This window comes from Streptomyces sp. NPDC055013, from assembly GCF_053608645.1.
Window position 1 is genome coordinate 199,005 of the sequence record NZ_JBSGVW010000007.1, and the last position, 25,076, is coordinate 224,080.

Annotated in this window: 22 protein-coding genes and 1 tRNA gene; 20 read left to right on the forward strand and 3 right to left on the reverse strand. The window is 71.4% G+C overall.

Features of this window, described 5'->3' with window-relative positions; all coding sequences use genetic code 11:
- Positions 1-188 precede the first annotated feature (188 nt).
- On the reverse strand, positions 189-1,529 hold the full coding sequence (murA, locus tag ACWGDB_RS12095; protein WP_453822331.1) for a UDP-N-acetylglucosamine 1-carboxyvinyltransferase: 1,341 nt from the start codon (positions 1,527-1,529) through the stop codon (positions 189-191).
- A 253-nt stretch (positions 1,530-1,782) separates the two neighbouring features.
- Between murA and ACWGDB_RS12100 the strand changes: the two genes are divergently transcribed.
- From ACWGDB_RS12100 to ACWGDB_RS12150, 11 genes are all read left to right on the forward strand, one after another.
- Complete coding sequence (locus ACWGDB_RS12100; protein ID WP_030054423.1) at positions 1,783-2,355, forward strand: YqgE/AlgH family protein; 573 nt, start codon at positions 1,783-1,785, stop codon at positions 2,353-2,355.
- A gap of 29 nt (positions 2,356-2,384) precedes the next feature.
- Positions 2,385-2,669, forward strand: coding sequence for a DUF3039 domain-containing protein (locus ACWGDB_RS12105; RefSeq protein WP_328427332.1), 285 nt, complete (start codon positions 2,385-2,387; stop codon positions 2,667-2,669).
- Between the two features lie 215 nt (positions 2,670-2,884).
- Complete coding sequence (locus ACWGDB_RS12110) at positions 2,885-4,198, forward strand: extracellular solute-binding protein (protein WP_453822332.1); 1,314 nt, start codon at positions 2,885-2,887, stop codon at positions 4,196-4,198.
- A 41-nt stretch (positions 4,199-4,239) separates the two neighbouring features.
- Positions 4,240-5,205, forward strand: a complete 966-nt coding sequence (locus ACWGDB_RS12115; protein ID WP_453822402.1) for a carbohydrate ABC transporter permease — start codon at positions 4,240-4,242, stop codon at positions 5,203-5,205.
- 14 nt (positions 5,206-5,219) lie between these two features.
- Positions 5,220-6,062, forward strand: coding sequence for a carbohydrate ABC transporter permease (locus tag ACWGDB_RS12120; RefSeq protein WP_453822403.1), 843 nt, complete (start codon positions 5,220-5,222; stop codon positions 6,060-6,062).
- A 1-nt stretch (position 6,063) separates the two neighbouring features.
- Positions 6,064-7,692, forward strand: coding sequence for a beta-N-acetylhexosaminidase (locus ACWGDB_RS12125; RefSeq protein WP_453822333.1), 1,629 nt, complete (start codon positions 6,064-6,066; stop codon positions 7,690-7,692).
- Positions 7,693-7,918: 226 nt separating this feature from the next.
- A complete protein-coding gene (locus ACWGDB_RS12130) occupies positions 7,919-8,812 on the forward strand; it encodes an FAD binding domain-containing protein (RefSeq protein WP_453822334.1) in 894 nt (297 codons plus the stop codon).
- Positions 8,809-10,398, forward strand: coding sequence for a 2Fe-2S iron-sulfur cluster-binding protein (locus ACWGDB_RS12135; protein ID WP_453822335.1), 1,590 nt, complete (start codon positions 8,809-8,811; stop codon positions 10,396-10,398). Before ACWGDB_RS12130 ends, ACWGDB_RS12135 begins: the two co-directional genes overlap by 4 nt.
- A complete protein-coding gene (locus ACWGDB_RS12140) occupies positions 10,395-12,704 on the forward strand; it encodes a xanthine dehydrogenase family protein molybdopterin-binding subunit (RefSeq protein WP_453822336.1) in 2,310 nt (769 codons plus the stop codon). The genes ACWGDB_RS12135 and ACWGDB_RS12140 overlap by 4 nt, the downstream gene beginning before the upstream one ends.
- 339 nt (positions 12,705-13,043) lie before the next feature.
- Positions 13,044-14,243: an SUKH-4 family immunity protein gene (locus ACWGDB_RS12145; RefSeq protein WP_453822337.1), complete on the forward strand. Its 1,200-nt coding sequence runs from the start codon at positions 13,044-13,046 to the stop codon at positions 14,241-14,243.
- Positions 14,240-14,764: a GNAT family N-acetyltransferase gene (locus tag ACWGDB_RS12150; protein WP_453822338.1), complete on the forward strand. Its 525-nt coding sequence runs from the start codon at positions 14,240-14,242 to the stop codon at positions 14,762-14,764. The genes ACWGDB_RS12145 and ACWGDB_RS12150 overlap by 4 nt, the downstream gene beginning before the upstream one ends.
- A 7-nt stretch (positions 14,765-14,771) precedes the next feature.
- On the opposite strand, the gene ACWGDB_RS12155 is transcribed toward ACWGDB_RS12150, so the two are convergent.
- Entirely contained in the window at positions 14,772-16,013 is a 1,242-nt protein-coding gene (locus ACWGDB_RS12155; protein ID WP_453822339.1) for a hypothetical protein, read from the reverse strand.
- Positions 16,014-16,249: 236 nt separating this feature from the next.
- Here ACWGDB_RS12155 and ACWGDB_RS12160 point away from each other — a divergent pair, with 236 nt between their 5' ends.
- Positions 16,250-16,654 carry a hypothetical protein gene (locus ACWGDB_RS12160; RefSeq protein ID WP_453822340.1) on the forward strand — a complete coding sequence of 135 codons (405 nt, stop codon included), beginning with the start codon at positions 16,250-16,252 and terminating at the stop codon, positions 16,652-16,654.
- Positions 16,655-16,955: 301 nt separating this feature from the next.
- Positions 16,956-17,555 (forward strand): GNAT family N-acetyltransferase, encoded by a 600-nt coding sequence (locus ACWGDB_RS12165; protein WP_453822341.1) that lies wholly within the window; start codon positions 16,956-16,958, stop codon positions 17,553-17,555.
- Positions 17,556-17,746: 191 nt separating this feature from the next.
- Here ACWGDB_RS12165 and ACWGDB_RS12170 read toward each other — a convergent pair.
- Positions 17,747-17,818, reverse strand: a tRNA-Cys gene (locus tag ACWGDB_RS12170).
- 203 nt (positions 17,819-18,021) lie between these two features.
- Between ACWGDB_RS12170 and ACWGDB_RS12175 the strand changes: the two genes are divergently transcribed.
- The 7 genes from ACWGDB_RS12175 (at position 18,022) to menC (ending at position 25,075) form a co-directional block, all read left to right on the forward strand.
- On the forward strand, positions 18,022-19,476 hold the full coding sequence (locus ACWGDB_RS12175; RefSeq protein WP_453822342.1) for an MFS transporter: 1,455 nt from the start codon (positions 18,022-18,024) through the stop codon (positions 19,474-19,476).
- A gap of 84 nt (positions 19,477-19,560) precedes the next feature.
- Positions 19,561-19,761, forward strand: coding sequence for a CopG family ribbon-helix-helix protein (locus ACWGDB_RS12180; RefSeq protein ID WP_453822343.1), 201 nt, complete (start codon positions 19,561-19,563; stop codon positions 19,759-19,761).
- On the forward strand, positions 19,758-20,132 hold the full coding sequence (locus ACWGDB_RS12185; RefSeq protein WP_453822344.1) for a type II toxin-antitoxin system death-on-curing family toxin: 375 nt from the start codon (positions 19,758-19,760) through the stop codon (positions 20,130-20,132). Before ACWGDB_RS12180 ends, ACWGDB_RS12185 begins: the two co-directional genes overlap by 4 nt.
- A 116-nt stretch (positions 20,133-20,248) precedes the next feature.
- Positions 20,249-22,042, forward strand: coding sequence for a DEAD/DEAH box helicase (locus ACWGDB_RS12190; RefSeq protein WP_453822345.1), 1,794 nt, complete (start codon positions 20,249-20,251; stop codon positions 22,040-22,042).
- Between the two features lie 389 nt (positions 22,043-22,431).
- Positions 22,432-23,073 carry an IclR family transcriptional regulator gene (locus ACWGDB_RS12195; RefSeq protein WP_383608708.1) on the forward strand — a complete coding sequence of 214 codons (642 nt, stop codon included), beginning with the start codon at positions 22,432-22,434 and terminating at the stop codon, positions 23,071-23,073.
- Positions 23,074-23,186: 113 nt separating this feature from the next.
- Entirely contained in the window at positions 23,187-23,969 is a 783-nt protein-coding gene (locus ACWGDB_RS12200; protein WP_453822346.1) for a chorismate synthase, read from the forward strand.
- Positions 23,966-25,075: an o-succinylbenzoate synthase gene (gene menC / locus ACWGDB_RS12205; RefSeq protein WP_383608714.1), complete on the forward strand. Its 1,110-nt coding sequence runs from the start codon at positions 23,966-23,968 to the stop codon at positions 25,073-25,075. Before ACWGDB_RS12200 ends, menC begins: the two co-directional genes overlap by 4 nt.
- Position 25,076 lies beyond the last annotated feature (1 nt).

Sequence of the window (25,076 nt, forward strand, 5' to 3'; positions counted from 1 at the left end):
CCGAGGGCCTTCCCGGCGATTCCACCCTCGCGCCGAGCTCGGCCAACTTCGCCATGCTGTGCCTGCCCGGGGTGCGCCCCCGGACTTCCGGCCGGGGGCGGCACTGCGTGGGCCGTAGCGGACAAGTGTGAGCGGCCGGGGCCCTCACCCGGGTGCGGCGCCGGGCCGCCCCGAGCTGTGAGGCGTCGTCAGCCGAGGGCCTTGCCCGGCAGTTCCACCTTCGCGCCGAGCTCGACCAACTTCTCCATGAAGTTCTCGTAGCCGCGGTTGATGAGGTCGATGCCGTGGACCCGGGACGTGCCCTGGGCCGCCAGGGCCGCGATGAGGTAGGAGAAGCCACCGCGCAGGTCGGGGATGACCAGGTCGGCGCCCTGGAGCTTGGTGGGGCCGGAGACGACCGCGGAGTGCAGGAAGTTGCGCTGGCCGAAGCGGCAGTCGGAGCTGCCGAGGCACTCGCGGTAGAGCTGGATGTGGGCGCCCATCTGGTTCAGCGCGGAGGTGAAGCCGAGCCGGGACTCGTAGACCGTCTCGTGGATGATGGACAGGCCGGTCGCCTGCGTCAGGGCCACCACCAGCGGCTGCTGCCAGTCCGTCTGGAAGCCGGGGTGCACGTCCGTCTCGAGGGCGATGGACTTCAACTGGCCGCCGGGGTGCCAGAACCGGATGCCCTCGTCGTCGATCTCGAAGGCACCGCCCACCTTCCGGTAGGTGTTGAGGAACGTCATCATCGAGCGCTGCAGGGCGCCACGGACGTAGATGTTGCCCTCGGTCGCGAGCGCCGCGGACGCCCAGGAGGCCGCCTCCAGGCGGTCCGGGAGGGCGCGGTGGGTGTAGCCGCCGAGCGTGTCCACACCGGTGATGCGGATCGTGCGGTCGGTGTCCATCGCGATGATGGCGCCCATCTTCTGCAGAACGCAGATGAGGTCCTCGATCTCGGGCTCCACGGCCGCGTTGGACAGCTCCGTGACGCCCTCCGCGAGCACCGCCGTCAGCAGCACCTGCTCGGTCGCACCCACGGACGGGTACGGCAGCCGGATCTTCGTGCCGCGCAGCCGCTGCGGAGCCTCCAGGTACTGCCCGTCCGCCCGCTTCTCGATGGTCGCGCCGAACTGCCGCAGCACCTCGAAGTGGAAGTCGATGGGCCGGCCGCCGATGTCGCAGCCGCCGAGGCCGGGGATGAACGCGTGCCCGATGCGGTGCAGCAGGGGGCCGCAGAGGAGGATCGGGATGCGGCTCGAACCCGCGTGGGCATCGATGTCAGCGACGTTCGCGCTCTCCACGTGGGAGGGGTCCATCACCAACTCGCCGGGTTCCTCACCCGGACGGACCGTGACCCCGTGCAGTTGGAGCAGACCGCGTACGACCCGGACGTCACGGATGTCGGGTACGTTGCGCAGTCGGCTTGGTGCGCTGCCCAGCAGGGCGGCGACCATGGCCTTCGGTACGAGGTTCTTCGCACCGCGGACACGGATCTCGCCCTCCAGCGGGGTTCCGCCGTGGACAAGCAGGACATCGTCGTTGACGGTCATGTATCTCGCGTTCCGATGAGTTGGGCAGGGGCCAGGAGGGAAAGGGTAATCGCCGCAGACCCCCCTTCTGTAAGCCCAAGTACGGCTCAGGAACGTCATAGCTCTGTCACAACACGAACCGTTCCGCCCCGGGTACGAGCGGTCACCGTCCCGGCCGTGCGCCGGGGGACGCTCCTTTCCGCCCTGAGCTGCATTCACTGACGAACCGGCATTGCCTCCCCACGCGAAGGGAAGATGCGGGATCATGTCTGGCATGACCGAGGTGTCCTCGCTCACAGGGCGGCTGCTCGTGGCCACGCCCGCCCTGGCGGACCCGAACTTCGACCGCGCGGTGGTGCTCCTTCTCGACCACGACGAGGAGGGCTCCCTCGGTGTCGTGCTCAACCGTCCGACGCCGGTGGACGTGGGCGACATCCTGGAGGGCTGGGCGGACCTCGCCGGCGAACCCGGTGTCGTCTTCCAGGGCGGCCCGGTGTCCCTGGACTCCGCGCTCGGCGTCGCCGTCATCCCCGGCGACGCGAACGGCGAGAGCGCCCCGCTGGGCTGGCGCCGGGTGCACGGCGCCATCGGGCTCGTGGACCTGGAGGCGCCGCCGGAGCTGCTCGCCTCGGCCGTGGGCAGCCTGAGGATCTTCGCCGGGTACGCCGGCTGGGGGCCCGGCCAGCTGGAGGACGAGCTGGTGGAGGGCGCCTGGTACGTCGTCGAGTCCGAGCCCGGGGACGTCTCCTCGCCGTCGCCGGAAAGACTCTGGCGCGAGGTCCTGCGCAGGCAGCGCAACGAGCTCGCGATGGTGGCCACGTATCCGGACGACCCGTCGCTCAACTGATGCCTGTGAGCTTCAGTACCCTTGGCGATATGAGCACTCTCGAGCCCGAGCGCGGGACTGGTACGGGAACCCTCGTAGAGCCGACGCCGCAGACGTCCCACGGCGACGGCGACCACGAGCGCTTCGCCCATTACGTCCAGAAGGACAAGATCATGGCGAGCGCCCTCGACGGGACCCCCGTCGTGGCGCTCTGCGGCAAGGTCTGGGTCCCCGGCCGCGACCCGAAGAAGTACCCGGTATGTCCCATGTGCAAGGAGATCTACGAGTCCATGGGCGCCGGCGGCGACAAGGGCAAGGACGGCGACAAGAAGTAGCGGTCCCTTCCGTCCGGCAGACGTAAGGCCCTCAGGTGCGTTTTGCGCGCCCTGAGGGCCTTTGTGCTGTCCGGGCGTTGCATGGAGTGCGTTCGCCGGTCACAGAGTGGTTGAGACCTCTTGTGATCGTGTTCATGAAGTCCCTAGCCTCCGAGTGTTGTGCACAGCGAAACCGTCATTGCGCATGTTGCAACACTCCATCGGAGGAGCACTCCATGAACGCCAGGAAGCCGTCCGTCCGTTTCCTTGGGGCCACCGCTCTCGCGGCCGCCACCCTGATCGTCTCCGCCTGCGCCCCGCAGACGTCCACCAACTCCTCCTCCGACAAGGACGAGAAGACCGGCACCCTGCGGGTCTGGCTCTTCCAGGAAGTCGGCAACAAGCCGAAGGAGAAGGTCGTCGACTCCGTCGTCACCGCCTTCGAGAAGGCCCACGAGGGCACGAAGGTCGACGTCGAGTACATCCCGATCGAGACCCGCGCCCAGCGCGTCAAGGCCGCCTTCAACGACCCGAAGTCCGCGCCCGACGTCATGGAGTACGGCAACACCGACACCGCCGGCTATGTGAAGGACGGCGGACTCCTCGACGTCACCGAGGAGTTCGGCGACTGGACCGAGGCGAAGGACACCGACCCCACGGCCAAGCAGTCCGTCACCGTGGACGGCAAGATCTACGGCGCGCCCTTCTACGTCGGTGTCCGCGCCCTGTACTACCGCACGGACGTCTTCGAGGAGCTCGGCCTCGAAGCGCCGAAGACCATGGACGAGTTGGCCGAGACGGCCCGCAAGATCCGCGCCGCGAAGCCCGAGCTGTACGGGCTCGTGGTGGGCGGGGCGTACACGTACGGCGCGATGCCGTTCGTGTGGGCCAACGGCGGCGAACTCGCCACCGGCAAGGGTGGCTCGTACGCCTCCGCCATCGACGGCGCGGCCGCCCAGAAGGGCATCAAGGCGTACACATCCCTGTTCGGCGACGACAACTGTCCCGCCGCCAAGTGCGCCGGCATGGGCGGCAACGACACGATCACCGCGTTCGCGGCGGGCAAGGCGGGCATGGCGATCGGCGGCGACTTCAGCCACACGGCCGTGGAGGCCGGGAAGGCGAAGGGCAAGTACGCGGTCGTGCCGCTGCCCGGCGTGAAGGCCGGTTCCATCGCGCCGGCGTTCGCGGGCGGCAACAACATCGGCGTCCTGAAGAGCACCTCGCACCGCACCCTGGCCGTCGACCTCATGGAGCAGCTGGCCTCGAAGAAGACGCAGACCTCGATGTTCGAGGCGATGGGCTTCCTGCCCACCTTCTCGGACGTACGGCAGCAGGTCGCCGCCGAGGAGCCGTACGTCAAGCCCTTCGCGCAGACCCTCTCCGCCGGCACCAAGTTCGTCCCCGCGTCGCCCGCGTGGGCGCAGATCGACTCCTCGCTGGTGCTGCCGACCATGCTCCAGGAGGTCATCAGCGGCAAGAAGGACGTGGCGGAGGCTGCGGGGGAGGCGGCCACGAAGATGGACGCCGCGTTCGGCTCCGCCGGGTGACGCCGGTGCCCAGTAAGTCGCGGGTTGTGGAGCGCCGGCGGGTGCGGGTGGATCGTGGATACTCGCGCCCACGCGGCGGCAGCCGCACATTCAACACCGCCCCGCGCCCCTCGGGGGGTTCGGGCGCACGGCGTCGAAAGAGCCGGACCCCGTGGTTGTACCTCGCTCCCGCCCTCGTCGTCCTCGGCGGGCTGCTCGTCTATCCCATCTACCAGCTCGGGCTGATCTCGTTCTTCGAGTACACGCAGGCGCAGGTCAGCGGCGGGGAGCCCACCACCTTCCAGGGGTTCGGCAACTACTCGGAGCTGTTCTCGGACTCCCAGTTCTGGCAGGTGCTGCTGGCCACGGTCGTGTTCGCCGCGGCGTGTGTCGTGTCGACCCTCGCCGTCGGGTGTGCGCTCGCCGTGCTGCTCACGCGCGTGCGTGCCGTGCCGCGGCTCGCGTTGATGCTGGCGGCGCTGGGTGCGTGGGCGACGCCGGCGATCACGGGGTCGACGGTGTGGCTGCTCCTGTTCGACGCGGACTTCGGGCCGATGAACCGCATCCTGGGGCTCGGCGACCACTCGTGGACGTACGGGCGTTTCAGCGCCTTCTTCCTCGTCCTGCTCGAAGTGGTCTGGTGCTCCTTCCCGTTCGTGATGGTGACGGTGTACGCCGGTATCCGCTCCGTACCCGCCGAGGTGCTGGAGGCCGCCGCGCTGGACGGTGCCTCGCAGTGGCGGATCTGGCGGTCGGTGCTGGCGCCGATGCTGCGGCCGATCCTCGTGGTGGTGACCATCCAGTCGGTCATCTGGGACTTCAAGGTCTTCACCCAGATCTACGTCATGACGAACGGCGGCGGCATCGCGGGCCAGAACCTCGTGCTGAACGTGTACGCCTACCAGAAGGCCTTCGCGTCCTCGCAGTACAGCCTCGGCTCGGCGATCGGCATCGTGATGCTGCTGATCCTGCTGGCGGTGACGCTGGTGTATCTGCGGCTGCTGCGCAGGCAGGGGGAGGAACTGTGAGGTCCGTGAAGTCCGTGGGTTCCCGGCCCTTCGTACGGCGGCCCTGGCGGCTGCTCGCGGAGGTGTCCGCGCTGCTGGTCGCCGTCGTGGTGGCCTTCCCGCTGTACTGGATGGTGCTCAGCGCCTTCAAACCGGCCGGGGAGATCGAGTCCAGCGAGCCGCGGCCCTGGACGCTGGCCCCTTCCCTGGATTCCTTCCGGCGGGTGTTCGAGCAGAACGAATTCGGCCGCTACTTCCTCAACAGCCTTGTCGTGGCGTGCACGGTCGTGATCGTCTCGGCGCTGATCGCGTTTCTCGCCGCGACCGCGGTGACACGATTCCGGTTCCGCTTCCGGACCACCCTGCTGATCATGTTTCTGGTGGCCCAGATGGTGCCGGTGGAGGCCCTGACGATCCCCTTGTTCTTCCTCATGCGGGACTTCGGCCAGCTGAACACACTCGGCTCGCTGATCCTGCCGCACATCGCCTTCTCGCTGCCGTTCGCGATCTGGATGCTGCGGGGGTTTGTGAAGGCGGTTCCCGAGGCGCTGGAGGAGGCCGCGTACATCGACGGGGCGAGCCGGTCGCGATTCCTGTGGCAGATCCTTTTCCCGCTGGTCTTCCCGGGGCTCGTGGCCACGAGCGTGTTTTCCTTCATCTCGGCCTGGAACGACTTCCTGTTCGCCAAGTCCTTCATCATCAGCGACACTTCGCAGTCGACCCTCCCGATGGCCCTGCTCGTCTTCTACAAGCCGGACGAGCCGGACTGGGGCGGCGTCATGGCGGCGTCGACGGTGATGACGATTCCGGTGCTGATCTTCTTCGTGCTCGTGCAGCGACGGCTGGTGTCGGGGCTGGGCGGAGCGGTAAAGGACTGACGTGACTGAACTGATTCCAGCGCCGGGCCATGTGACGGGCCGCGGTGCGCGCTTCTTCGAACTGGGTCCGGCGACAAGGGTGGCCGCGGGAGAAGGCACCGAGCGGACGGAACGCTGGCTGCGCGCCACGCTGGGCGCGGCCACCGGCCTGCCGCTGGCGCCCGCGCAGCCGAACGAGGGCGACGTCATCCGCCTGTCCATCGACCCGGTGGTCACCAAGGACCTGGGCGAAGAGGGCTACCGCCTCGCCGTCACGCCCGAAGCCGTCCAGCTCGCGGGCGGCGGCCCCGCCGGCGTCTTCTGGGGCGCCCAGACGCTACGGCAACTGCTCGGCCCCGACGCCCACCGCCGGGCCCCGCTGCCCGGCCGGCAGTGGCAGCTGCCGGAGATCCGTGTGCAGGACGCCCCCCGATTCCGCTGGCGCGGCCTCATGCTCGACGTCGCCCGGCACTTCATGCCCAAGGACGGCGTCCTGCGTTACCTCGACCTGATGGCCGCCCACAAACTCAACGTCTTCCACTTCCATCTGACGGACGACCAGGGCTGGCGCGTCGAGATCAGGAAGTACCCCCGGCTCACCGAGGTCGGCTCCTGGCGGGCGCGTACCAAATTCGGCCATCGGGCCTCCCCGCTGTGGGACGACAAGCCGCACGGTGGTCACTACACCCAGGACGACATCCGCGAGATCGTCGCGTACGCCGCCGAGCGGCATATCACCGTCGTCCCCGAAATCGACGTGCCCGGCCACTCGCAGGCCGCGATCGCTGCGTACCCGGAACTCGGCAACACCGACGTCATCGACACCTCCGCACTCACCGTCTGGGACACCTGGGGGATCAATCCGAACGTACTCGCCCCCACTGACAACACCCTGCGCTTCTACGAGGGAGTGTTCGAGGAACTCCTGGAGCTGTTCCCCTCGGAGTTCATTCATGTCGGGGGTGACGAATGCCTCAAGGACCAGTGGCGGCAGTCGCCGACCGCGCAGGAGCGCATCAGGGAACTCGGGCTGAAGGACGAGGACGAGCTCCAGGCGTGGTTCATCGGCCACTTCGACAAGTGGCTGGCCGCGCGCGGGCGCAGGCTGATCGGCTGGGACGAGATCCTGGAGGGCGGGCTCGCGGAGGGCGCGGCCGTGTCGTCCTGGCGCGGCTACGCGGGCGGCATCGCGGCGGCCCGCGCGGGCCACGACGTCGTCATGTGCCCCGAGCAGCAGGTGTATCTGGACCACCGTCAGCACGGCGGCGACGCCGAGCCGGTGCCCATCGGGTACGTGCGCACCCTGGAGGACGTCTATCGGTTCGAGCCCGTTCCCGCGGAGTTGACGCCGGACGAGGCCCGGCACGTGCTCGGCACGCAGGCCAACGTGTGGACCGAGGTGATGGAGGACCACGCGCGCGTGGACTACCAGACGTTCCCGCGCCTCGCCGCCTTCGCCGAGGTCGCCTGGAGCAGCCTTCCGGCCCCGGCGGAACGGGACTTCGCCGACTTCGAGCGGCGGATGGCCGCCCACTACGGGCGACTTGACGCCCTGGGAGTCGCCTACCGGCCGCCGACCGGACCGCGGCCGTGGCAGCGGCGCCCGGGGGTCCTCGGCCGCCCGATCGACGGCCCGCCCCCGAACAGGTAATTGAAAAAAACCGGCAAGGTGTCACCGAAGAGTGTCAATCGGTACTCACTGGTGATGCCGTACGAAAACGGACCATCTCCCCGATGAGGTGGGCGAATGCCTCCTAGCGGACCCGTGTCCTCGGGTCCTGCGAAGATGTGCCAGAGTTGCCACGTCCGCCCTGTCAGCACGTACCGTACGGCAGCACAGGTGGGACCAGGTGGGGCAGCGGGAAGGGGCAGCCGGTTTGACCACGCACGCACCGCAGGCGGCGCAGTCCGTCACGCTGCCCACGACGCTGGACGAGGCCGTGGCGGCACTGGCCGCCATGCCCGCCGCCGTGCCCGTCGCGGGCGGCACCGACCTCATGGCCGCCGTCAACTCCGGGCAGCTCAGGCCCGCCGCGCTGGTCGGCCTCGGCAAGATCAGCGAGATCCGCGGCTGGCAGTACCAGGACGGCCACGCCCTGCTGGGAGCAGGCCTCACGCACGCGCGTATGGGCCGCCCCGACTTCGCCGCGCTGATCCCGGCGCTCGCCGCCGCCGCTCGCGCCGCGGGCCCCCCGCAGATCCGCAACGCGGGCACCCTGGGCGGCAACATCGCCTCGGCTTCCCCGACCGGTGACGCCCTGCCGGTCCTCGCCGCCCTCGAGGCGACCTTGATCGTCGCGGGCCAGGGCGGAGCGCGCCGGGAGATCCCGGTGTCGCACCTGCTGGCCGGCATGGAGATGCTGCGCGCCGGCGAGCTCATCGGCTACGTCCGCGTGCCCCTGCTGCACGCCCCGCAGGTCTTCCTCAAGGCCACCGGCCGCACCGGCCCCGGGCGCGCCATGGCTTCCGTCGCCGTCGTCCTCGACCCCGCCCGGCGCGGCATCAGGTGCGCAGTGGGCGCCATAGCGCCGATGCCGCTCAGGCCGCTGGATGCCGAGCACTGGGTCGCCCAGCTGATCGACTGGGACAACAACCGCGCGATCGTCCCCGAGGCGCTGGCCGCGTTCGGGGAGTACGTCTCCGCGGCCTGCATCCCGGACCCGACGCCGGTCGAGGACGGCTCCGTACCGCAGCATCCGCCCGCCGTACTGCACCTGCGGCGCACCGTCGCCGCGCTGGCCCGACGAGCACTGGGGAGGGCGCTGTCGTGACCGACGACCAGCACGGAGAGGGCACGCCCCAGGGCGCGGGCCGCTGGGACCCGCTGCCCCAGGGCGACTACGACGACGGCGCCACCGCCTTCGTCAAACTCCCCGAAGGGGGCATCGACGCCCTCCTGGCCTCCGCCGACAGCCCGCTCGCCGCGCGCGGCCACGGCTATGTGCCTCCGCAGATAACGGCCGCGCCGGGATCGGGCACGGACCCGGCCGCCCCGGGCGGCTGGCCGGTCGCGGGTGCGCCCGACGGCAACGCCCGGTGGCCCGACCCCAACGCCGTGCCGCAGGACGGGGGCACCGGCCAGTTCCAGTACAACCCCGGGGCCACCCAGCAGTGGAACATCTCGGAGACCGCCGCAGGCCAGGACGCCGCTGCCGCGCCCCGGCACGACGTCACCGGGCAGTGGTCGATCCCCGTCGCCAACGGTGACCTTCCGGACGAATCGGGCGAGTTCACCACATCGTCGCTCGTCGAGCAGTGGGGCGGAACGCCTCCGGCCACGCTGCCGGGCGGCGCGCCCGCGCCGTGGGCGACACAGCCGACCGGGCAGCCGTCGGCACCGCACGCGGACGCCGCGGCGACGACCGGGGAAGCGGTGGAAGCCGGGCCCGCGGCCGGGCACCCGCCGGGCGCCGGGCACGTGCCCGGACGACCGGGGCGCCCCGGGGCGCACTCCGGGGACCAGCACGCCGGTGGCGCACCCGACTTCGCCGCCGAGCCGGCCGCCCAGGACTCCGCCGAAAGCGCTTCAGAGGCCCCGCAGGCCGCTTCCGGGGCCGCCGGCCCCGCCACGGACACCCGGGGCGCCGAAGAGGCCGCAGACGGCCCGGCAGTGGCTTCCGCCGCGTCCGGGCCGGGCGAGGAAGGCCCCTCCGACGCCGAGGCCGCGCAGGAGCCCGAGCGGGCCGCCGCCTCCGAGGACGCATCGGCGCCCTCCGGCGAGGAACACCCGCTCGCCTCCTACGTGCTGCGCGTCAACGGCGCCGACCGGCCCGTCTCGGACGCCTGGATCGGCGAGTCGCTGCTCTACGTGCTGCGCGAGCGGCTCGGCCTCGCGGGCGCCAAGGACGGCTGCTCGCAGGGCGAGTGCGGGGCGTGCAACGTGCAGGTCGACGGCCGGCTCGTGGCGTCCTGCCTGGTGCCCGCCGTCACCGCCGCCGGCAGCGAGGTCCGTACCGTCGAGGGCCTGGCCGCCGACGGGCAGCCCTCCGACGTGCAGCGCGCCCTCGCGCGGTGCGGCGCGGTGCAGTGCGGCTTCTGCGTGCCCGGCATGGCGATGACCTTGCACGACCTCCTGGAGGGCAACCCGGCCCCGACCGAGCTGGAGACCCGCCAGGCGCTGTGCGGCAACCTGTGCCGCTGCTCCGGCTACCGGGGCGTGGTGGAGGCCGTCAAGGAGGTCGTCGCCGAACGCGAGGCGCACTCTGCGGCCGACGGCGGCGAACAGGACGGCGACGAGCCGCGTATCCCTCACCAGGCGGGCCCGGGAGCCGGCGGCGTCCACCGCTCGGCGTTCGAGACCCCCGGTGCCAGGGGACCGCATGACCAGGCGTACGGCCAGGACGGAGGCCAGGCGTGAGCAACGAAGCCGCCACCGCGACCACAGCCGCGGAGGCAGCCCCCGCCCCCGATCAGATCCCGCACGGCCTCGGTGCGTCCCTGCCGGCCGCCGACGCCCGCGCCAAGACCGAGGGCACGTTCCCGTACGCGGCCGACCTGTGGGCCGAGGGCCTGCTGTGGGCGGCCGTGCTGCGCTCGCCGCACCCGCACGCGCGCATCACGTCCATCGACACCACCCACGCGCGGGAGATGCCCGGCGTCCGGGCCGTCGTCACGCACGAGGACGTGCCGGGCAGCCCGCTGCTGGGCCGTGGCAGGGCCGACCGCCCGGTCTTCGCCTCCGAGGTCGTACGCCACCACGGCGAGCCCATCGCCGCAGTGGCCGCCGACCACCCCGACACCGCGCGCCTGGCCGCCGCCGCCGTCATCGTCGAGTACGAGGTGCTCGACCCGGTGACCGACCCCGAGCAGGCCTTCGAGGCCGAGCCGCTGCACCCCGACGGCAATCTGATCCGCCACATCCCGCTGCGCCACGGCGACCCCGACGCGGCCGGCGACATCGTCGTCGAGGGCCTGTACCGCATCGGCCGCCAGGACCCGGCCCCCATCGGCGCCGAGGCGGGTCTCGCGGTACCGCGCCCCGACGGCGGCGTGGAGCTCTACCTCGCCTCGACCGACCCGCACACCGACCGCGACCGCGCCGCCGCCTGCTACGGCCTGGAGCCCGAGCGCGTCAAGGTCGTCGTCACCGGCGTCCCCGGCGCCACCGCCGACCGCGAGGACCAGGGCTTCCAGCTCCCGCTCGGCCTGCTCGCGCTCAAGACCGGCTGCCCGGTGAAGCTGACGGCCACGCGCGAGGAGTCCTTCCTCGGGCACACGCACCGGCATCCCACCCTGCTGCGGTACCGCCACCATGCCGACGCCGAGGGCCGGTTGGTGAAGGTCGAGGCGCAGATCCTGCTGGACGCGGGCGCGTACGCCGACACGTCCTCCGAGGCCCTGGCCGCCGCCGTCGCCTTCGCCTGCGGCCCGTACGTCGTTCCGAACGCCTTCATCGAGGGCTGGGCCGTACGCACCAACAACCCGCCCTCCGGCCACGTACGCGGCGAGGGCGCCATGCAGGTGTGCGCCGCCTACGAGGCGCAGATGGACAAACTGGCCAAGAAGCTCGGCGCCGACCCGGCCGAACTGCGCCTGCGCAACGCGCTGGCGACGGGCGACGTACTCCCGACGGGCCAGACCGTGACGTGCCCGGCCCCCGTCGCGGAACTGCTCCAGGCCGTACAGGACCACCCCCTGCCGGCGCTCCCCAAGGACACGCCCGAGGACGAGTGGCTGCTGCCCGGCGGCCCCGAGGGCGCGGGCGAACCCGGCGCCGTGCGACGGGGTGTGGGCTACGGGTTGGGCATGGTGCACATGCTCGGCGCCGAGGGCGCGGACGAGGTCTCCACGGCGACCGTGAAGGTCCACGACGGCGTGGCGACCGTGCTGTGCGCGGCCGTCGAGACCGGCCAGGGCTTCGCGACGCTGGCCCGGCAGATCGTCCAGGACACCCTGGGCATCGACGAGGTGCACGTGGCGCCCGTGGACACCGACCAGCCCCCGGCGGGTGCGGGCTGCCGCGGCCGTCACACCTGGGTGTCGGGCGGCGCGGTGGAACGGGCCGCCAAGATGGTCCGTACGCAGCTGCTGCAGCCTTTGGCGCACAAGTTCGGCATGTCCACGGAGCTGCTCCAGATCACGGACGGCAAGATCACGTCGTACGACGGGGTCCTGTCGACCACCGTCACCGAGGCGCTGGACGGCAAGGAACTGTGGGCGACGGCCCAGTGCCGTCCGCACCCGACCGAACCGCTCAACGACGCCGGCCAGGGCGACGCCTTCGTGGGCATGGCCTTCTGCGCGATCCGCGCGGTCGTCGACGTCGACATCGAACTGGGCTCGGTCCGCGTGGTCGAGCTGGCGCTCGCCCAGGACGTCGGCCGGGTGCTCAACCCGGCCCAGCTGGAGGCGCGCATCGAGGCGGGCGTGACGCAGGGCGTGGGCATAGCGCTCACGGAGAACCTGCGTTCCGCGCGCGGCCTGATCCGCCACCCCGACCTCACGGGCTACTCCCTGCCGACGGCCCTGGACGCCCCCGACATCCGGATCGTGAAGCTGGTCGAGGAGCGGGACGTGGTCGCGCCCTTCGGCGCCAAGGCGGTGAGCGCGGTACCGGTGGTGACGTCACCGGCGGCCATCGCGTCGGCCGTACGCGCCGCGACGGGCCGCCCGGTCAACCGCCTCCCGATCCGGCCGCAGGCGGCGGTGGTGACCGGCCAGTGAGCCGGCTCCCGCTGTCGCACCGACCGTCCTGCCGACTGCTCTGACGGACGGGGCCCGCCCTCGCCGCGAGTCGCTGCCATGGGCGGCCCCTCGGAGTTGAGCGCGCCGAGGACCCGGCGGCGATTCTCGCCGTGACGGAAACGCGGGTGAAGGGAACGCTCAAGGGTGGGCCGAGCGTCTACTGATGTGAAGCGCTGTCATGGGTCGGGCTGATTCGGCGGGCGTTGTCAGTGGTGGCGCGTAGTGTTCTGGGCAGTGGGGACGGCGGCCGGGGCCGGCGGGCCGGTCGGTCGGCCGTGTCGTGCCCCGGGGTGGTGGGAAAGCGCATGCGGGGGAGCCATGAGCACGACGATCACGACGCACGCCGGTGATACGGCGATCATTCTGAGCGAGGCCGCGCTGGATCCGTACGTCACGCACGCGTCGACGCGGCGCTGGCTGACGGGACCCGGACTGCCGGGCGACAGCGGGGTGTTGAGCTTCGCCGAGCTGTGCCGGGACGGCCTGCGGACGGTGGCGGACTCCACGGGCGATCCGGCGGGCCGGCTGGCGGCGGAACTGCGGGACCAGCTGGTGATAGGCGGACTGCTGGGCCCCGGCGGCCTGGAGACGGAGTCGGTCCTGCTGGACGGCGCGACGGGCGAGGTCACGACGACGTCCTTCCTGCACGACCGCCCCGACCTGATGGACCGCCGCGCGCTGGCACCGTCACTGCGGACGCTGGTCCGCTTCGCCGAGGCGACGGACGAACTGGCGGGCCTGCGCGGCCAGTTCGCTTCCTACGTCGGCCGCTACGGCCCGCAGGCGGTGGCGGACGCGTCCCGGCACCTGCTGGCGGTGTTCGAGGAGGGCGCGGACGGAGAGCCGGCGCCGTTCTGGAGGATGGCCGCCCTGATCCGCCCCCTGGCACTCGTCGCGGGCCGCGCCGGGCACTCGGGCCTTGCCCTGGACCTGCCCCGGCGCCTCCTGGACCAGGAGTTCGGCCAGGGCAAGATGGTGCGCTTCGAGGAGGTCGACTTCCCCGCCATGCTCACGCACGAGCCGACGCGCCGCTTCCTGCGCGAGGTGGGCCTGCCGGAGGACGGCTTCCTGTTCTCCCTCGACACCGATGTGCCACTGCAGACGCTGGCCGAGTACTACGCCGACGACGAGTGGTCGGCGGAACTGCCGCTCGGGGCCGGCCACTTGATTCGCCTCGGTCATCTCGTCGAGGACAACAACCTGGTCATCGACGGCGCGACGGGCGCCGTCCTGAACTGGAGCGAGCCCGAGGCGAGACTGTTCCCCCTGAACACGGACGTCTCCACCCTCGCCTTCACGCTCTGGCTGCTGCACCGCGAGCAGGCGATCGACGCGCAGTCGGGCCACGCGCTGACGACCGACACCTACGACCAGCTGGCCATGACCATGCTCCAGGTCCTGTCGACGGTCGACCCGACCGGCATCAGAGCGGCGGGTGGGGACGGCCGGCACTACTGGACCGAGGTGTTCCAGGACGAGTCGAGCGGGGTGCTGGAGTCGGTGGGCGGGGCCTGGTGAGCCCGATCGGGAAGGCCCGTTCGGACAACATCACCGTCCGCCCGGCCGAACCGGGGGAGTTGGAGGCCGTCGCGAGACTGCGCTGGCAGTGGATCCTCGAGAACGACGACGCGGCACCGGCAGCCGCGGACCGTGACGGCTTCGTACGCCACTTCGTCGACTGGGCGGGTCGGAACGCGGCGTCGCACCGCTGCATGGTCCTGGTCGACAACGACGCCGGCGGTGACCTCGGGATCATCGGCATGGCGTGGCTGGCGGTGGTCCGGCGCGTGCCGACGCCGCACGCGCCGGACCGGGCGTCCGGTGACCTTCAGTGCGTGTACGTCGTCCCCGAGGCACGCGACTCGGGGCTGGGCGGCCGGCTGATCGCCGAGACCCTGGCCAGGGCGAGGGACCTCGGGCTGGAGCGGGTCACCGTCCACTCCTCGCCCCGGGCGATCCGTGCGTACGCCCGCCAGGGTTTCGAGAACTCGCCGCGCTTGCTCCAGACCCACGTCGCGCGGACGACGCCGTATCCCTGAGGCGTCGTCAGGAGGACTTGCCGACGGTGCGACGACGGCGTACGGCCAGGACCAGGACACTGCCGAGGGCCGCCGCGGCGGCTGCGGCGCCGGCGATGAGCGGGGTGCCGTCGGAGCCAGTGCTCGCCAGGTTGCCGTTCACGGATCCGGTGGAGCCGCCCGTCGAGGTGCCGGCCGACGTGCTGCCCGAGCCGCCCGTGCCGCCGTTGCCGCCCGTGGACTGACCCTCGGGGTCGTTGCCGCCCGTGGTGGAGCCGCCGTCCGTGGAGCCGCCGCCGGTGGAGGAGCCGCCGGACGTGGTCGGGCCGGGCTCGTAGTCGGTCGGGATGGCGACGCGGATCTTGGCCTTGTCGTTGGCGGGGTTCTTGTCGAAGGCCGGGTGGATGTCGTAGACGGAGGTCGCCTTCACCTCGCCGGTGGTGGTGCGGGCGTCCTTGTCGATCTTCAGCATGAAGGTGAAGGAGAGGGACTCGCCGACCTCGATGGTGTGGTCGGCGGGCCAGCAGACGTACGTGGACTTGCCGGGCGTCCCGGCGGGCCCGGACGGACCGTCGATCCCGAACGGTGCGCAGTCCTTGGGCACTTCGGTGGCGACCGTATCCTTCGGGATCCGCACCATGAGTGCCGGCTGGTCGTCGCTCTCCTGGTTCTGGATCCAGCCGGGGCCGTCGTTGCGGAGCTGCACCGAGATGGACTGCTCGCCGCCCGCGAGGGCCTCCGTGTCCTCACCGACGGCGACGAGGTCGGCGGTGCTGTCCGCGGTCAGGGTCAGGCGCCGGTTGCTGTCGTCGAACCCTTCGCCCGGGGCCTCACCGGTGGCAGAGGTGCCGTACTCGACGGCCTCCATCAGGGCGTTGGGCAGCGCCTTGAACCGTACGGGCGTCTCGACGGAGGCGCCGGGTTCGATGACGGTGTCGAGCTCGCAGAGCGCCTGGCGGACCTTGTCCCCGACGGTCGAGTAGGTGCAGCCCTCGACGGCCCCCGGGAAGTCGAGCCCCCGGGTCAGCCGGATCCGGAAGGTGACGCCGTCCGCGGCCGCGGTGCCCTTGTTGGTGATGACGACCTTCTCGTCGTACACGTCGCCGGGCTTGGGAGACGTACTCGGCAGGGTCGAGATCACCAGGGAGGGGTCACCCTCCTCCGCGTACGCCGCGGGAGCGACGACTGCGGGAAGCGCCGCGACGGCGGCGGCAGCGGCCACGAGGGCCGCCGAGTGACGGATGTGTGAGGGGCGGATGCGCTGGCGCACGGATGGGTCTCCTCGTGGGGCGGGAAGTACGGCGACCGGAGGTTTTGCCTCCAGTCATGTACTGGACACCTTGAGGCCGCCCGGGGTTGTGCTGTTCGTACGAGGAACTGCCACTGGACCGCGAGGAATTGTCTGTATCGGGCAGACCGGGCAGGCTTTCTCCGGTCTCATGTACTCGGGTGCGGCTGAGTACATGAGCCCTGTTCGCGCGACGGGCGGGCCGCGACGCTTGGCCCATGAGCCAAGGACCACGGAGACCCGCCCCCTCGCTGCTGCCGACCCTCGTGACGGCCGGCATGTCCCTCGCGGTGTGGGCCGCCTGGCTGGGCTGGGACCAGCACCGCGACATACAGCCGGACGGCACGACGACCGGCCCGTACGAGGCATGGCAGGTGACCGGCCTGGCACTGACCCTGCTGATCCCGGTGTACTGGGCGGCTTCCCGGCGCCACCGCACGGCCGCCGTGCTCGGCCCCACGATCGGCCTGACCGTCGCCGCCTTCCACGACTGGTCGGACGACGCCTCCGGCCTCTACATGGTCGGAGTGGTGATGGTCATGCTGGGGAGCCTCGCCGCGACCGCCGCGGTCTCCGCGGCGATCGGAGCCATGTACCGGGACGGACGGCAAGCAGCGCACTGAGCCGACGAGGACGACGGCGAGGGGGTGGAGGCTGTGGCGGGATTCGAACCCACGTAACTCGCCATGCGGCAAGTGAGGGCGGGAAGGAGGCGGTGATCCGGGTGGAGCCGGAGAACGCCGCTTCGGCCGCAGTCGCCCGCCGGGCGGGGTTCACCCCTGGCGAGCACACGCACAGCGAGGACGGGACGTGGTCAAAGGTGTTGGATCACGGTGCCGTCCCAGCAAGGATCAATCGTTCTTACGGAATCTCGGGAGCCGGTACGTTGTCGCCTCGAAGCCGGTTCGGAGAGAGGCTGCTGGGGTGCTTACGCTGACGGAGATTGCTGAGGATCCCCTTCGCCTGACGCGCCGTCTGCAACCCTATGGCGGTTCGGATGTCATCCTCCGCCCCCTGACGCACGCCGACACGGGGCAATTGGCCGAGTTCCTCGGTGCCCTGTCGTCCGAATCGAGGCGCTTCAGTACATTCGATGGGTACGACCTCGCGACCGCCCGGGAGCTGTGCGACGCGATCGCGCGCTACGACAAGCTCAGGCTGGTGCTCGAGGACGTGCCGTCCGGCAGGATCGTCGGCCTTCTCGAATTCAGCCTCGCGCTGGCCCCTGCGGACATCGCGCGCTATCAGGACGCGGGCATCCGCCTCACCGAGACGACTGACTGCCGCTTCGGCCCCACCCTGGCTGACGACTACCAGGGCCGAGGCGTCGGGACGCTCGCCTTCCCGGTTGTCACGGAGGTCGCACGACTGCTCGGCAGGACGAGGATCATCCTGTGGGGCGGCGTCCGCGCCGACAACCCTCGCGCCATCCGCTACTACGAGAAGAACGGCTTCCAACCGGTCGGCTACTTCACCGAGGCGGACGGCTCCCTGTCGCTCAACATGATGCTGGACCTGCACTAGGCACCGGATCCGGCAGGGCCCTCGACCCGACGCAGTCACCCGTAGCAGCGCCGGAGCGCTCGACGAGCTTGAACGCCATCGCCAGGGTGGCGGCGCGGGAGTCGGCGCCCTTGGTGACCTTGGTACGGAGACGGACGGTGGCGAAGGTCGACTCCGAGAAGAGAACGGCCATGTCTCGGTCAGGCAAGTAGAGGCCGTGGCGGGATTCGAACCCACGTAACTCGCTTTGCAGGCGAGCCCCTGAACCACTCGGGCACACGGCCGTTGCACCGGCTTCGGGCGGTCCGCCCTGGTCGGTGAGTCGACCGTAGGCGGGCGTGTCCGGGCCGATCAAGGGAGTGGGGGGCCCTGCAATGGGACTGCCACACCGCGTTCATGAACGCCGTCGGTCTTACGACCAAGGTCCCAGCCCGGGGCCGTCTTCCGACAGGGGTCAATGTCAGTTGTGGCCCTTACGCTGGCGGACATGACTGCCCTCGAGCCGCGCGACGCCGGTGTCGCGAAGAGATCCGATGTCCCCTTGGTCCCGGAGTCCGAGGAGACCGTGCTGAGCCGGGACTATCGGGCCCTGAGCATCGGGATCGTCTCCGTCGTGCTGCTCATCGCCTTCGAGGCGACCGCCGTCGGGACGGCCATGCCGGTGGCGGCGCGGGAGCTGCACGGGGTGTCGTTGTACGCCTTCGCGTTCTCCGGGTACTTCACCACCAGCCTGTTCGGGATGGTGCTCGCGGGGCAGTGGTCGGACCGGCGCGGGCCGCTCGGCGCGCTCACCGCCGGAATCGCCTCCTTCGGGGCCGGGCTGCTGCTGGCCGGGACCGCGGGAGCGATGTGGCTGTTCATCCTCGGGCGGGCCGTGCAGGGGCTCGGCGGCGGTCTGGTGATCGTCGCCCTGTACGTCGTCGTCGGGCGGGCCTACCCCGAGCGGTTGCGGCCGGCGATCATGGCGGCGTTCGCGGCGAGCTGGGTCGTGCCGTCGATCGTGGGACCGCTGGCCGCCGGAGCGGTGACCGAGCAGCTGGGCTGGCGCTGGGTGTTCGTCGGGATTCCGGTGCTCGTCGTGTTTCCGCTCGCGCTCGCGCTGCCGCAGATACGGCGGCGGGCGGGAGGACCGGTCGAAGCCTCCGCCCGCGGCACCTCGTTCGACCGGCGCCGGATCCGGCTCGCCCTCGGCATCTCACTCGGCGCGGGACTGCTTCAGTACGCCGCCCAGGACCTGCGGTGGCTCTCCCTCGTCCCCGGCGTCGCGGGCGCCGCGCTCCTCGTGCCGGCCGTGCTCGGCCTGCTCCCGCGCGGCACGTACCGGGCGGCGCGCGGGCTGCCGTCCGTGGTGCTGCTGCGCGGGGTCGCGGCGGGGTCGTTCATCGCGGCCGAGTCCTTCGTGCCGTTGATGCTGGTCACCCAGCGGGGGCTGTCGCCGACGCTCGCCGGGTTCTCGCTCGCCGCCGGTGGCGGGACGTGGGCGCTGGGTTCGTGGATGCAGTCGCGGCCGCGGGTGGAGCCGTACCGGGAACGGCTGATGACGCTGGGGATGGTGCTGGTGGCTGCCTCCATCGCTGCCGCGCCGAGCGTCCTGATCGACTCCGTGCCCGCCTGGACCGTCGCCGTGGCGTGGGCGTTCGGCTGCTTCGGGATGGGGCTGGTGATCTCCTCCACCAGCGTGCTGCTGCTTCATCTCTCCGCCCCCGAGCAGGCCGGCACGAACTCCGCCGCCCTCCAGATCTCCGACGGCCTGTCCAACGTCGTGCTCCTGGCGGCCGGCGGCGCCGCCTTCGCCGCCCTGGGCGGCGGCACGGTGAGCCACGCGGCCACGGGGGCCTCCGGCGCCGGGTCGCATCCGGCGGCGTTCGCGGCGGTGTTCCTGCCGATGGCGGGGGTGGCGTTGGTGGGGGCCTGGGTCACTACGCGGGTGCGGGAGCGGTGAGTTGGGGCGGGGGAGGGGCCGGGGAGAGGCAGAGGGGGCGTAAATCGATCGTGGGGCTGTGATCGCGGGCCGTACGCTCGCGCCATGCACGAGCTCACCGTCCGCCTCGACCCCGCCACCCGGCAGTCCCTCGACGACCTCGCCGACGCCACCGGCCGCCGGCCGGAGGACATCGCTCAGGAAGCCGTACGGAAGTACCTGGACGACGAGGCCCGGCGCGTGCGTTCCGTCGCCGAGCGCCTCGGCGCCGCGCACGCCGACCTGCTGAGGAGGCTCGGCGAATGACCCGCCACCTCACCGTCGCCGACGTCACCGCCCTCGCCGAGGTCGCCTTCGGCGGGCGGGCGCCCGAGGCGCGGGAGCCCGGGCTGCTCGCGTCGGCGGTGCACCGGCCGCGTGCCCGCATGTTCGGTACGTCGGCCTACGACGACCTCCACGAGCAGGCCGCGGCACTCCTGCACGCCATCGCCACCAACCACCCCCTCGTCGACGGCAACAAGCGCACCGCCTGGCTCGCCACCGCGACTTTCCTCGCCCTCAACGGCGTCGACCTCACCGGTGTCGACCAGGGCGTGGCGTACGCGCTGGTCATCGACGTGGCCTCCGGGGCGGAGGGGGACGTCGGGGTGATTGCGGGGCGGCTGCGGCGGCTGTGACGTCGGTCCCACCCACGTGTGACCCGGCCCCGCTCGCCCATGGGCACGGCCGGGCCGCCGGTAGGGTGGCCCGGTTGTCATACGTAGCCGAGCCGCCCGACCCCTTTACGGAGACCGTGACTACCACCGCCGCCTCCTCCTCGCACCACCTGTCACCCGCCTTCCCCGGCCGCGCCCCCTGGGGCACCGCCAGCAAGCTGCGTGCCTGGCAGCAGGGGGCGATGGACAAGTACATCCAGGAGCAGCCGCGTGACTTCCTCGCGGTCGCCACACCCGGCGCCGGAAAGACGACGTTCGCGCTGACGCTGGCCTCCTGGCTGCTGCATCACCATGTCGTGCAGCAGGTCACCGTGGTCGCGCCGACCGAGCATCTGAAGAAGCAGTGGGCGGAGGCGGCCGCGCGCATAGGCATCAAGCTCGATCCCGAGTACAGCGCCGGGCCGCTCGGCAAGGACTACCAGGGCGTCGCCGTGACCTACGCGGGTGTCGGCGTGCGGCCCATGCTCCACCGCAACCGGGTCGAGCAGCGCAAGACCCTCGTCATCCTCGACGAGATCCACCACGCCGGTGACTCCAAGTCCTGGGGCGAGGCCTGTCTGGAGGCCTTCGAGCCCGCCACGCGACGACTCGCCCTCACCGGTACGCCGTTCCGGTCCGACACCAACCCCATCCCCTTCGTGACGTACGAGGAGGGGAACGACGGAATCCGGCGGTCGGCCGCCGACTACACGTACGGCTACGGCAACGCGCTGGCCGACCACGTCGTCCGGCCGGTCATCTTCCTGAGCTACAGCGGCAACATGCGCTGGCGCACCAAGGCGGGCGACGAGATCGCCGCGCGGCTCGGCGAACCCATGACCAAGGACGCCATCAGCCAGGCCTGGCGTACGGCGCTGGATCCGCGCGGCGAGTGGATGCCGAGCGTGCTGCGCGCCGCCGACCAGCGGCTGACCGAGGTCAGGAAGGCCATCCCGGACGCCGGTGCGCTCGTCATCGCCTCCGACCAGGACTCCGCGCGCGCGTACGCCAAGCTGATCCGTGAGATCACCGGCAGCAAGGCGACCCTCGTCCTGTCCGACGACGCCGGTGCGTCCAAGCGGATCGACGACTTCAGCGGCAACAACGACCGGTGGATGGTCGCCGTACGCATGGTGTCCGAGGGCGTCGACGTGCCGCGCCTCGCCGTCGGCGTGTACGCCACCACCATCTCGACCCCGCTCTTCTTCGCGCAGGCCGTCGGCCGTTTCGTGCGATCCAGGCGGCGCGGCGAGACCGCCTCCGTCTTCCTGCCGACCGTCCCGGACCTCCTCACCTTCGCCAACGAGATGGAGGTCGAGCGCGACCACGCCCTCGACAAGCCGAAGAAGGAGGGCGAGGAGGACCCGTACGCCGAATCCGAGAAGGAGATGGAGGAGGCGAACAAGGAGCAGGACGAGGACACCGGCGAGCAGGAGCAGTTCTCCTTCGAGGCGCTGGAGTCCGAGGCCGTCTTCGACCGGGTGCTCTACGACGGCGCCGAGTTCGGTATGCAGGCCCACCCCGGAAGCGAGGAGGAGCAGGACTACCTCGGGATTCCGGGGCTCCTCGAACCCGACCAGGTGCAGATGCTCCTCCAGAAGAGGCAGGCCCGGCAGATCGCGCACAGCCGCAAGAAGCCGGCCGCCGAGGCCGACCTGCTGGAGCTGCCCGCCGAGCGACGGCCCGTCGTCTCGCACAAGGAGATGATGGAGCTCCGCAAGCAGCTCAACACGATGGTGAGCGCGTACGTCCATCAGAGCGGCAAGCCGCACGGCGTCATCCACACCGAGCTGCGCCGGGTCTGCGGCGGACCCCCGAGCGCCGAGGCCACGGCCGGGCAGCTGCGGCAGCGCATCGCCAAGGTTCAGGAGTGGGCCACCCGGATGCGGTGACGCTGAGCGCCGTGCCTTGGCCGCGGTCACTGGTGCGGTTCCTGTCGTGGTCGGCCGCGGGCCCGTTGTGGCTGGGCGCGCAGTTCCCCGCACCCCTGAACGGGCGCTGCACGCGCCGTACGTATCCGGGCAAACGGGAGTGGTCCGTACCGGCCGTTGCCCGGATTCTGGACGGAGCCTTCCGCTCAGCGAACCGGCTTCGCTAATGTCCCGCTACGCACACGCCCCGTGGCAGCGCCGCCGCGGAGCGCAGCCGTGAAGCGACGCGGTCCGGACAGTCAGTCCGGGCCGCCGGCCGATCGGCGGCCTCTGAAGCGCGTCACTGACGGGACTCCGTGACGCACCCGCCGCGAGGGGGCTGCCGACCTCACCACTAAGGAGTGGGCGTCGTGACCGCGGAGACCTCTCAGACGCTCGACCGGGGACTGCGCGTCCTCAAGCTGCTGGCCGACACCGACCACGGGCTGACCGTCACCGAGCTTTCCAACAAACTGGGCGTGAACCGGACCGTTGTGTACCGGCTGCTCGCCACGCTTGAACAGCACGCCCTGGTACGCCGTGACCTGGGCGGTCGCGCCCGCGTCGGACTCGGTGTGCTGCGACTGGGCCGACAGGTGCATCCGCTGGTACGGGAGGCCGCGCTGCCGGCGCTGCGTTCGCTGGCCGAGGACATCGGGGCGACGGCCCATCTGACACTGGTGGACGGCACGGAGGCGCTGGCCGTTGCCGTGGTCGAGCCGACGTGGACGGACTATCACGTGGCCTACCGGGCCGGTTTCCGGCACCCGCTGGACCGCGGTGCCGCGGGCCGGGCCATACTCTCCGCCCGGCAGCAGCCGCTGGAGGAGCCCGGATACACCCTGACCCACGGGGAGTTGGAGGCGGGAGCGAGCGGGGCCGCCGCGCCGCTGATAGGCGTGACCGGCGTCGAGGGCAGCGTGGGCGTGGTGATGCTGGCCGACGCGGTGCCGGAGCGAGTGGGGCCGCGGGTCGTGGACGCGGCTCGGGAGGTGGCGGAGGCGTTGCGCTGACGCGGGGCGAGACGGCGGGAGCCTTGCGCCGAGTGGCGCGGGAGTGGCGGAGGCGTTGCGTTGACGCGCGGGTGCACTAGGCAGGGCCCCGCACCACCTCCGACACTCGTGTCATGACCTCACTGAGCATCCGCACCGTCCACGAGCCCGCCGGGTTCACCGCTGTTGCCGACTACTTCAGTGACGTATGGCAGACGCCTCGTGCCGCGCCGCCCTTGCTGCCCGAGACGCTGAACAGCCTCGCTCACGCGGGCGGGGCGGTGCACGCCGCGTACGACGGTGACCGGCTCGTCGGTGGCTGTGTCGCCGTGTTCGGGCCGCCGGCGTCGCGGGAGACGTACTCGCTGCTGGCCGCCGCCGAGCGGGGGCTCGGGCCGCAGCTCAAGCGGGCGCAGCGGGCCTGGGCGGTGGAGCTCGGGGCGCTGACCATGCGCTGGACCTTCGATCCGCTGGTCGGCCGGAACGCCCGGTTCAACTTCGTCAAACTGGGCGCCACCGGCACCGGCTACCTCATCGACTTCTACGGCCCGATGGCGGACGGCGTGAACGACGGCGACGAGAGTGATCGGCTGGAGGTGACCTGGGACCTGATCGGGCCACCGCAGGGGCAGTCCGGCCACGCCGGGCCCGGCATCCCGGATCGCGAGGCCGCACCCGCCACCCACACGGCCCCCGACGGCGGGCCGCTCGCTCGCCGGGACCCGCAGGACCGGTATGTCTGGTGCCGCGTACCGGACGACATAGTGGCGCTGCGGGCCGCGGACCCGGAGCTCGCGCTGGGCTGGCGGCGGGCCGTGCGCGAGGTGTTCACGAAGGCCTTCGCCGACGGGTTCACGGCGACGGACATGTCCCGGGACGGCTGGTACACGCTCACCCGCCGGGAGGCCACCTCGTGAAACTCGAACGCGTCGAGATCGTCCACGTGGCGATTCCGCTGGTCAGCCCCTTCCGTACGTCCTTCGGCACGATGACGACGAAGGACACCTTCCTGCTGCACGTCGTCACGGACGCGGCCGAGGGCTGGTCGGAGTTCGCGGCCGACCCCGAGCCGCTGTACTGCTCGGAGTTCGTGGCCGGCGCGGAGATCGTCCTGCGTGACTTCCTGCTGCCGCGCGTCGCCGCCCTGCCCCTGCTCGGTACGGCCCACCTCGCTCCGGCGATGGCGGGCATCAAGGGACACGAGCTGGCGAAGGCGGCGCTGGAGACGGCCGTACTCGACGCGGAGCTGCGGTCGTACGGGATGCCGCTGGCCACGTATCTCGGGTCGGTGCGCGAGCGGGTGCCGGCCGGGGTGTCGGTCGGGATCAGGGGGACCGTCGCCGAGCTGCTGGACGACGTCGAGGGGTATCTCGCCGAGGGGTACGTCCGGATCAAGCTGAAGATCGAGCCGGGCTGGGATCTGGAGCCGGTACGGGCCGTGCGCGACCGCTTCGGAGCGGACCTGCCGCTCCAGGTCGACGCCAACACGGCGTACACGCTCGCGGACGCCGAGCATCTGCGGCGGCTGGACGAGTTCGGGCTGCTGCTGATCGAGGAGCCGCTCGCGGAGAACAACCTGTACGCCCACGCCCGCCTCCAGCAGCGCATCGCGACCCCCGTCTGCCTGGACGAGTCCCTGCACAACGCCGCCGACACCGCGTCCGCGATCGCGATGGACGCCTGCCGGGTGGTGAACGTGAAGCCAGCGCGGGTCGGGGGATACCTGGAGGCGCGGCGTGTGCATGACGTGGCGTACGCGCACGGGGTGCCGGTGTGGTGCGGCGGCATGCTGGAGACGGGCATCGGCCGCGCCCCGAACCTGGCGCTGGCGGCCCTGCCCGGCTGCACGCTCCCCGGGGACACGTCGGCGTCCAGCCGCTACTTCGCCGAGGACATCACGGAGCCGTTCGTGCTGGTCGACGGCCATCTTCCGGTGCCCCGGTCGCCGGGCATCGGGGTGGCGCCGGTGCCGGAGACACTGCGGCGCTTCACGAAGGAACGGCGCGACCTGTACGTGACCTGAA